General features: G+C 63.2%; 6 protein-coding genes. 3 read left to right on the forward strand and 3 right to left on the reverse strand.

The annotated features are described in order from the left end of the window. Positions 1-20: 20 nt before the first annotated feature. The 3 genes from A9Q02_RS19430 to A9Q02_RS19440 are packed head-to-tail and all read right to left on the reverse strand — an operon-like array spanning position 21 to position 4,842. On the reverse strand, positions 21-3,581 hold the full coding sequence (locus A9Q02_RS19430) for a UvrD-helicase domain-containing protein (RefSeq protein WP_097654738.1): 3,561 nt from the start codon (positions 3,579-3,581) through the stop codon (positions 21-23). Continuing rightward, complete coding sequence (locus tag A9Q02_RS19435; RefSeq protein ID WP_097654739.1) at positions 3,578-4,186, reverse strand: helix-turn-helix domain-containing protein; 609 nt, start codon at positions 4,184-4,186, stop codon at positions 3,578-3,580. Before A9Q02_RS19435 ends, A9Q02_RS19430 begins: the two co-directional genes overlap by 4 nt. A gap of 2 nt (positions 4,187-4,188) precedes the next feature. Continuing rightward, positions 4,189-4,842 (reverse strand): sigma-70 family RNA polymerase sigma factor, encoded by a 654-nt coding sequence (locus A9Q02_RS19440; protein ID WP_097654740.1) that lies wholly within the window; start codon positions 4,840-4,842, stop codon positions 4,189-4,191. A 227-nt stretch (positions 4,843-5,069) separates the two neighbouring features. Between A9Q02_RS19440 and A9Q02_RS19450 the strand changes: the two genes are divergently transcribed. From A9Q02_RS19450 to A9Q02_RS19460, 3 genes are read left to right on the forward strand one after another with little or no spacing between them, the layout of a single operon-like run. Further along, complete coding sequence (locus A9Q02_RS19450) at positions 5,070-6,149, forward strand: hypothetical protein (protein WP_097654742.1); 1,080 nt, start codon at positions 5,070-5,072, stop codon at positions 6,147-6,149. Then, positions 6,146-7,546, forward strand: coding sequence for a hypothetical protein (locus A9Q02_RS19455; protein ID WP_097654743.1), 1,401 nt, complete (start codon positions 6,146-6,148; stop codon positions 7,544-7,546). Before A9Q02_RS19450 ends, A9Q02_RS19455 begins: the two co-directional genes overlap by 4 nt. After that, positions 7,543-8,904, forward strand: coding sequence for an AAA family ATPase (locus A9Q02_RS19460; RefSeq protein WP_097654744.1), 1,362 nt, complete (start codon positions 7,543-7,545; stop codon positions 8,902-8,904). Before A9Q02_RS19455 ends, A9Q02_RS19460 begins: the two co-directional genes overlap by 4 nt. Positions 8,905-9,147: the final 243 nt, after the last annotated feature.

Consider the following 9,147-nt stretch of genomic DNA (forward strand, 5'->3'; position numbering starts at 1 on the left):
ACACATCGTCGCCCGCAATTTCACACCGGGCAGATCAAATTGAACGGGCACGTAGCGCAGTGTGGCCCAAAAGAAGGCTCCCAGCGCCGTGCTCGCATCTCCTCCAGCAGGTTATCGATCTTGGCACTGTGGTTGGCGAGCACCTTGTCTTTTGGTGTCGCTAGCCGCAGGTCGCCGGTTGCGGTGTAGGTGATCGCAATCTCACCGGGAGTACCGTGGATCTCCTGGTGGGCTAGGGCATAGAGCATCACCCGCTCCGACAGATGATCATCGTCGCCGGGCTGCCCTGAGCGCGTCCAGACCCAGCGGGTGCATCCGTCATGGGTCTCCTCGCGATCAATCCGCACCTCAATCGCCCCGGCTGGCCGGTGCACGACAACCCGACGATCGACTCGCTCCGGCACCAGGCGGGCTGCACACAGATCGTCCCAGACGCCACGCACGTGCCGCCAGGCCTCGGCAGCGTAGTCAGCCGCGTAGAGCACGTTGTCAAGTTCGTAGCGCTGCAACTGACCATGGACAAGCGTGCGGAGGCTCTGCTCATCAGTCATCAGGGTTCCGTCACGTGCCTGCACGACCAGTTGCTTCACACTCGCACGAATGGCCTGGTGCATACGCAGGAAGGGTGACTGGTCGTCGTAGAGTTGGTAGACGTACTGGTAAAGAAAGCGGCGCCGACAGCCATCAAGGTTGATGCTCGATGCTGGCAAAGGCATCGGTGGTGGTGGTGTGTCCATCAAGCGCATCTCTGGCGCTGGCACCGGACAGCCATGGGCTGTTGGCAGGGTGCGTGTGGCCCATGGTGTGTTCGCCTGCGCGCCGTCCCCGGCGAGCAACGAGGAGCGCTCGGCCACCTTTGGCTCGCCATTGGATGTGCGCCCGCCAGCAGTCGAGCGGGTCAGGACAAGGCGGTCGCGGGCGCGGGTCATCGCGACATAGAGTAGGTAGCGCTCCTCCTGCAGTTCGCTCTCGACGGGGCCGCGGATGAGGCCGGACGGCTGCGGCAGGCCGCGCTGGCCGCCCCGCGCTGGGAACTGGCCCTCCTGGAGCTGCGGCACGTAGACGATCGGGAACTCAAGCCCCTTGGCCGCATGCACCGTCATGACCCGCACCACGTCGGGTTGTCCGCCAAGAGGCTGGCTGGAACTTGCACCGGCGGCACGCAGCGTGCGGATATACTCAATGAAGTCGGCAGCGTGCCGTTGGCCTGGCTCGGCCTGGCGCACAAATTTTTGGGCGGTCGCCAGCAACCGGCCAAGATTGGCCAGTTCACGCTTGGCCGCACCCTCACCGCGACCGGCACGGGTCAGGCACTCGCGCATCTGCTGGCTGTGCTGAAAGAGGTAGCTCGCCAAGACCTGCCAAGCATCACCCTCAGCCGCCAGCGCCTCGATGATGGCCTGCAGCCGGGTGAGCGCTTGCTGCGCCTGAGGGCTCAGCCGGGCGATGATCGCTGCGTCGCGAGCCGCACGCGGCAGCGCCTGTTTCGACCAACGTGCCTCGTTCACTAAGGTATTGAGATCTCGGGGATCGAGCCGATATTCGGGTATGGTTAGGGCGCGGAGGAGACCGGCGCTGTTGAGCGCACGTACCTGGGCACAGATTGCCAGCACGTCCTTGATTTCAGGCGTCTCATAAATGTCGCGCACACTATCAACCGGGATGCCATGCGCCTCGAGGATTGTGGCGATCTGTATCGCATGGGCGTGTTTCCGACAGAGTACGGCGTGGTCGCGAAAGCGCCAGTGACGGATCTTTCGCATGGCACGGCATCGGGGCTGCGGTCGTCGGCGATATGGTTTGGTGCTCCCGTGAGTGCGGCCACGCGGGATACATGGGCGATCCGAGGACACCCGAGCGCCGACCCGCTGCAAGATGTCGTGGGCGATCGCCGCATACTCGTCATGGGTGCTCTGTCCAACCCATTCACAAACGTGTATGCCATGCCCGCTACCGCGCTGGGCTACGAGCCTGGGACGATGGGGCGATCGCGTATCTCGAGCCATCACCGCTGCGCTGGCGTCGAGAATTGACTGGAGCGAACGATAGTTGCGGGTGAGATGATAGCTTTGAGCCGTCGGATAGTGCGTGGTGAACTCGTCCAGGTTGGCCGCCGAGGCACCCCGGAAACGGTAGATACTCTGCCATGCGTCGCCAACCGCCCACACCCGTCCACGACCACCATCGAGCAAGCGCACCAGTTCGCCTGAGGCGTAGTTAATATCCTGGAACTCATCAATGAGCAGATACTGGTAGCGCTTGCGTAGATCGGAAGCCACAATCGGATCGTGTAGCGCAGCGACTGTCTGCACAATCAGGTCGCCATAATCGAGAGCACCTGCCTGCCGTAAGACCGCCTCGTACCGGGGGTAGACGTGCGCCAACTCACGGAGCGCGGCTGCTTGGCGAGCCGCTCGTTGCCGAGCTTCCGCCGCTTTCTTCGTGGTCCCCGCATGGTTCTGCTCGGCCTGGACAACCAGATGCTGCGCTTCTGCTTCGGCAAGTTGCGCATACTCTTCAGGGGTGCGTAACTCATCCTTGATCCGGCTGATCGCCTTGATGATCGCTAACAGATGGCGAGAGGGGTCACGGATGTCCTTGAAATGGTCGAGGTGCAGATCGGCTAGGTGGCGCGTCAGCAGGAGAAATAGGTCGCCGGTATCGAGCAGGCGAACGTTGGCCTGCAAGCCCAGCCGTGCGCCATAGGTGCGCAGGACATTCAGGCCCCAGGCGTGGAACGTACTGATCGCAACGCGCCCGGCGAGGTCAGGGAATTCCTGGCGCAGCGCCGCAACGATCCGCCCGCGCATCTCGTCGGCGGCTTTATTCGAGAAGGTTAGAGTCAGAATAGTTGCCGGATCGACGCTCTGGCGCACGAGGGCAAGGTACTTTGCCACCATGCTGCGCGTCTTCCCGGTGCCCGGCCCGGCGGCAAGGAGCAGTGGCAGAGGCGCATCTACCGCTTCCTGTTGCTCTGGATCAGGGGTGAGCGTGGTCGTTACGCTGTCACTGGTCAGATTCGGTGGGGCGAGCGGCTCAAGACAACTCACATTGACGATCTGGGTTCGGATCGCGTCCAGCGAGACGCCGAAGTATACAGCGAGGGTTTCGACAGACCAACCCGGCTGTTGGATCGCCCGCCAGAGTTCATCAGCCGGTACCAGCAACTCCAAAGCAAAGAGGTTGGCCTCCTGCTCGTGCCGCTCACGCGTATTGTAGGTGCGTACCACCGTATCATCGGCGCTTTCACCCGCCGAGCGCTCGTCGATCGTCGCCTCGGTATCGAGGAACGGACCGGCGGTCAGGCCCTCGAGGGCTACGTGGCCCAGTTCGTGGGCGATGACGAAGCGCTGCCGCGTTGGCGCAAGCTCGCGCCGCACGCGAATGACCTGGAGTTCCGGCTCGACCTTGCCCTGAATGCCTTCGGCCAGGGTTCCGGTGCGCACAACCGTGAGTTGCCAAAGGCATTCGGCAAGATCGTCGAGATCCAGCGGTTGTACGGTGGAACCCTGGTGGTGGGTCACGTACGCCTGCCGGGCGGCGTGGGCGGCGACGCGAATCTGTTGCCAGCGTACACTCATGGCAGATCAGCAGCCCAGGCGGCCTGCTCTTCGTCCGTCGGCTCACTCGCGGCGAAGGCCCGCGCAAAGCTGACCAACGGTTCCTCGCCTTCGACAATGCCATCAACCGCACTGAGGCGGCTTGTGGCGGTGGTCGGCGGCGGCGCAAGCAGCGCCGCCTGGATCGCGCTGGTCGATGCGTGCAGCATCTGGGCGAGTTGCTCGACCAGTCGGTTGGGCACACTCGCTACCAATACTTTCCCCCGTTCTAGGCGTGCCAGCAGATCCACCGGTAGGGTAAGTTGGCGGGCCAGCCGTCCGACGGTCAGCTGACGCGCCTGACGCAATTGTGTCAGGTTCTGAACGGGCGTACCACTGAGCTCGTGCTGCCAAGCGCCGCGCACCAGGGCAATCACGTGGTCGGCACGCGCCGCCTGATCAACGGTCAACACGGCTGGTTCATCCAACTCACCATGGGTCAGATTGAACTCCAGGAAGGCCCGCAACTCCGCACGGGTCGCCTCTGGTTCCTGGATCACGAAGGCATCAAGACCAAGCATCTGGCCAGCTTCGATCAATGTCTCGTAGCGCAGCGCCGCTTCAATAAAATACGATCGCTCTTCCATACTCAATGCTCCTCAACGGTCAAGATCTGGCGCAGCCGCTCGACGACACGATTGTAGATCCGGGTAATGTTGACTGGCGACAGGTTCATACGCCGTGCAATCTCGATGCTCGGAACGCCCTGCAGCCGCAGGTTGATGACTTCGCGATCGTGCGGCGGCAATTGGGCAATCGCCGCGTGCAGCCGCGCATGAAGCTGCTCTTCGCGGTACTCGTCAGCAAGGCGCTCAGGTGTGACATCTTCGATCACCTCGTGGCGGGCCAGGCCGCCCTTGCCGACCTGCGCATCCAGGCGCTCACTTGCAGATAAGGTGCGCTGTTCTTTGTTTTTTCCAAGAATTTCAAAAAGAATCCGATGAACAGTAGTCTTCACATATGAGCCAAACATGCTTTCCATACTACCAAAGCCGGGGCTGCGCAGATCGCGATCGAGTTGTTGGATGGTCTTGAGCAACACCTCGCTAACCCCATCTTCATCAAGCTCAGGGAAGTGCTTCGCCCGGCCAAGAACCCAGTTGCGTATCGCCAGGATGACGGCCTCCCGATCCGCCTGAAGCTCAAGCGTGAGCGTGCCACCACTGGTCAAGCTGGCACGGATGCGCTGAACGCGCTCCTGACACGCGACAACTACGTCATACCATGAATGCTGGAGCTTCATCAATGAACCTCTCATCTCATCGTCAATTCGCAGTCAACAACTCTGGCATAATGAATGCCATTTCAACTATACCACGGCAGTGTAACCAACTTGCGGAGTGAGTCTTGAAGATACCTTCGAGGATCAATGTTCTATGAAATTGAGCGACGAACGTTCCCTTATCGGTGAACAACGGGCCCATCAGTACCTGCGAAGCGTGCATAAGGCTTGGATATCGGAGGTCGTTCATGAGTCTTTCTGGAGCGCGTGGTCTCATCCGCGTCGCACATAACCCAACCTGTGAGCTCCAGGCAGCAATGATGCTGACACGTGTGCGAGAGCAAGATGTCTACCTTGCCTTGGCGGGTACCGCCTATCCCGGCGAGTACGGTGAGCGGGTTTCAGCGCGCCGACGCGGTGCCCAGTTCGAGAAAAATCTCTACCAAGATGGCGCGGCCGTGCTCCGGGGGACGCTTGCCCCGCTGCTTGGCGTCGCGGCCGATGACCTGACCGTGCGCGATCTGTCCGAGGAGGTTCGCGGATCGAGTACAGCGGCGATGGAAGAGCGTGCCCGGCGCACGGATCGCATCCTCATGGATCTGGCTGCCGACAGGATCGTGCCAGATCTGCTGATCCAGCCGCAGCTACAGCTTACGCTTGCCGGCAACTTGGCAAGCGCCATCTTCATCGCCCCCGACGTCCTGGCCCTGGATCGCCAGCGACACGTCTATCTGCCGGTGGAAATCAAGTCGTTCATTGTTCGCGACGGCGTCGTGGCCCAGGGTGACCGTGACGGCGCACGACGTCAGGCTGCAATCCAGCTTCTCGCCCTTGCGCAGGAGTTGATCCCGCTCGGGATTGCCGATCGGCTTCCGGAAGCGGCGATATTCATCTTCGCGTCACCGTTCGGCATGCGACCGCATCCGGCCTTCGCCGAACAACTGTCGGCCGAGCTGTTTGAAATGCGCCGCGTGCTAGACACGATGGCTCAGGTGCGCACCCACCTGCAGGCCCTAGGTGCGGACGCAATCGCTGACGCTGAAGCCCTAGCGTTGGCAGCACCCCGGCTCGCAACGACCTACCAGGAGTCCTGCGTCGCTGGCTGTTTGCTCGCCCAGATCTGTCGGCAGCACGCCGCTGCCCAGCCTACCATCCTGGGTGACCGTGCTGCCCAGACGCTCGGTGAGACCATCGATCTCCCGCGTGCCCTTGCGTTGCTGCACGGCGCTCCGGCGACCGACGAGCGCGAAGCCTGGCTGGGGCCGGCGCTCCGTGAAGCGGCCGCCCGCTTCGACTGGTCAACCGTTGTCCAGGGGAGGGCCGCATGAGCACCATCTTCGACCTCGCCGCCCGCCTGCTGGCTTACCAGGCCGGGCGGGCGATACCGACCAGGCGCAGCTCGGCCCTGATGGCCGATCCGATCCCGGCCTTCGCGATCGCACCGATTCGCATGGTAGCCGAACAGGTCGTCTACGCGCTGGCCTATGGCGACCCCGACGATAAGCCGGAAATCGTGCTGACCTGGAACCCGCTCGACCGTGATGCCGGCTTTCTGGAGCCATTCGCGGCTGCGCTCGACCGCTACCTGAGCGACTGCGTGACCGCCGGGGAGATGCCACGGGTCTGGCTGGCGCATACGGCTGCACTCGAAGTCATCGAATTGCTGGGGCACCGCTATCGCACGAACCGCAGTGTCGGGCCTGAGCTGCAGCGCATGGGGGCGCAGTGTCGGCTGCTGGCCGAGGAGACCACCTTTGCCGGGCAGCAGATCGTTGCGGTCGCGGGCAGCCTGCTCGCCGGGCACGTCGCTACCGGCCAATCGCCGAGCGAAGATCTGCACCTGGGCGCCTTGCTCGCCTGGATCGATCCGCCCGCTGGGACGGCGGTTGTGGATGCGGCAGCGCAGGCAGCTCTTGCGCCTGCGGCCGCGATGCTGGCCCGGGCTGCCGATGATCGGGTCGAGCAACTGCGCGCACGTGTCGCCAGCGGCCGTCTGCGTGAGCCAGCCGCCCGAGTTGAGGCAGAGGCAATCATTCGTGCAGAGCTACTGCGCGAGTGGAACTTGCTGGTGCAGGCACGGCGAGCTTTCTGGACTCTGGGGCTGACACAGGGTCCGGAGCTCACCAAGCTATCTGCTGAGTCGTTCAAACGGGTCGCTTGGCAGATCGACCGCAACTACGGCAGCCCGGCGCGGCCGCGCAGCCTGGCCCAGCGTCTTGACGAGCTGACCTATGCCCAGGAGCTCGCCGCGTATGCCGACGTGGCCGACGATCCGATTGTTCGCGCCACAGCGTTGAGCGCTGGCCGGGTGCTGGATGCGACGATCATCAATCGTGATCAGCCGCGGCGAGGCTTCCAACCCTGCACCCTCACCCTCGAGACCTGCCAGCAGGTGCTGAGAGTCCGAGCCGGCACGCAGCTGCAGCTGCGGGGAGCCCGGGTGGTCGGGCGGATCACCGAGGTACGCGAGCTCAATGCAGGTCAGTCAGTCCAGCTTACCTTGGTAATCACCACTGGGGTGCGCAATCCCCATCTGCCGGCTCCTGGCCAGCGCACCGACTGGATGGAGCCTGAGCCGGCGGATCTCCGGTACCAGAAACGCCAGGTGTACGAGCGCATGGCCGCCTCGGCCGACACACGCGTGATGGGCGATACGCTGCCACTTGCCCGACCACAACCTGCCGATGATGATCTCGCCACCATTGCACGGAGGCTTCGCCGATGAACGCTCAACCATATCTCGACGCCCGGCGGCGCAGCGACGCGGCGCATCGCGAGGTGCTACGGCGTACCCTCCAGGAGCGCGAGCCGCTCGTGATCGTCGCCTCGCCCCCCGGCGCCGGCAAGACCTACCTGGTCGAATCGGTGATTGCCGTGGCCGTGCACCATCTGGGCCTGCGGGTCGCGGTGGTGGCCCCGCGCGCCGAGCAGACCTACGACCTGATGCGGCGGCTTGTTGTCAACTTTGACCCGATGCCGATCACCGCGCTGATGTCTGCACACCGCCAATTACCCGATGATCTGCTGCAAACGCAGCGGATCCTGGTGTGCAACGACGCGACGGCGCTTCCCGGCGTAGCAGGTGTGACGATCGCTACTGCAGACAAGCTCCTGTTTGCGGTGACGAAAATCACGCAAAGCTTTGATCTCCTGATCTGCGATGAGGCCTACCAACTTACCTTCGCAACCCTGGCCCCGCTCTTTGAGCTGGCGCCAAGCGCGCTGCTCGTGGGTGATCCGGGCCAGTTGCCACCGCTGATCACCGTCGACACCGAACGTTTTGAGACGGCGCGCTACCGAATCCACTGGCCAGCACCCCGCGAGTTGCTACGGCGCTTTCCCCAGCTTGACGTGGTGCGTCTCCCGGCGTCACGCCGCTTGCCTCAGGACACCGTCAACCTCGTGCAGCCGGCATTCTACCGGAAGCTCCCCTTCAGCTCGGCAGCAGCACCCGCAGAACGACGCCTGCAGCTGGATGCAGCAACGCAAGGAGATACCATCGACCGGGCGCTTGATATGCTGGCTGACGGTGCGACCCTGGTTGGCGTTCTTTTGCCACCGGCCGAGTTCGGGCTCGAGCAAGTAGATGACGAGCTTGCCGAGACGATGGCAGCGATCGCAGCGCGCCTGTTGGCGCGACAACCACGCTGGGAAGGGGTTCGCCAGCTGTCAGCTGGCGATATCGGTGCCATCGATGCGCATGTGGCCTCTGGCGCGGCCGTGCGCCGCTCGCTCCGCTTATACAATGTGCCGACCGATGCCTGCGTCGTCGAGACCCCAGAGCTATGGCAGGGCCAGGAGCGCCCGCTGATGGTCGTCAAGCATACCCTGAGCGGCCAGCGCCAGATCGGTGCATTCGGCCTCGAGCCCGGTCGCTGGTGCGTGATGCTCTCGCGCCACCAGCTCGGGTGTGTGATTGTTGGTCGGGACGGCGTGGGCGACGTCCTCGCCGAGCATCGCCACGATTGCGGTGCCCGTCCCATCGGCAGCGTCGATGCCGCCTGGGAGGGTTGGCGGGCGCATCAGGCGATTTGGAGCCAGCTTGAAGCACAGGGTCGGCTACTACGGATTGCTCAGGGTTGAGGTAATGATCGTCGCGCAGGGAAGCGTTGATTGGGATCTTGACACATATCGTACAATTGTTCTACACGATAGCGGTAGCACTTCCGTCTATCAGAACAGAACGAGGTACGGTATGTCTCGCCAGCCTATCTGCCCCTGTTGCCGTTCACCCCAGGCGACCCAGCGTGTCGCTGCGATCGTCACTGGGGGTACCCGCGATGTCCGCGTCCTCACGGCTGACCTTGTGCCCGCAGCGGGCGTTGC

Origin of the sequence: Candidatus Chloroploca asiatica (assembly GCF_002532075.1) — a bacterium.
In the GTDB taxonomy this organism is placed as follows: domain Bacteria; phylum Chloroflexota; class Chloroflexia; order Chloroflexales; family Chloroflexaceae; genus Chloroploca; species Chloroploca asiatica.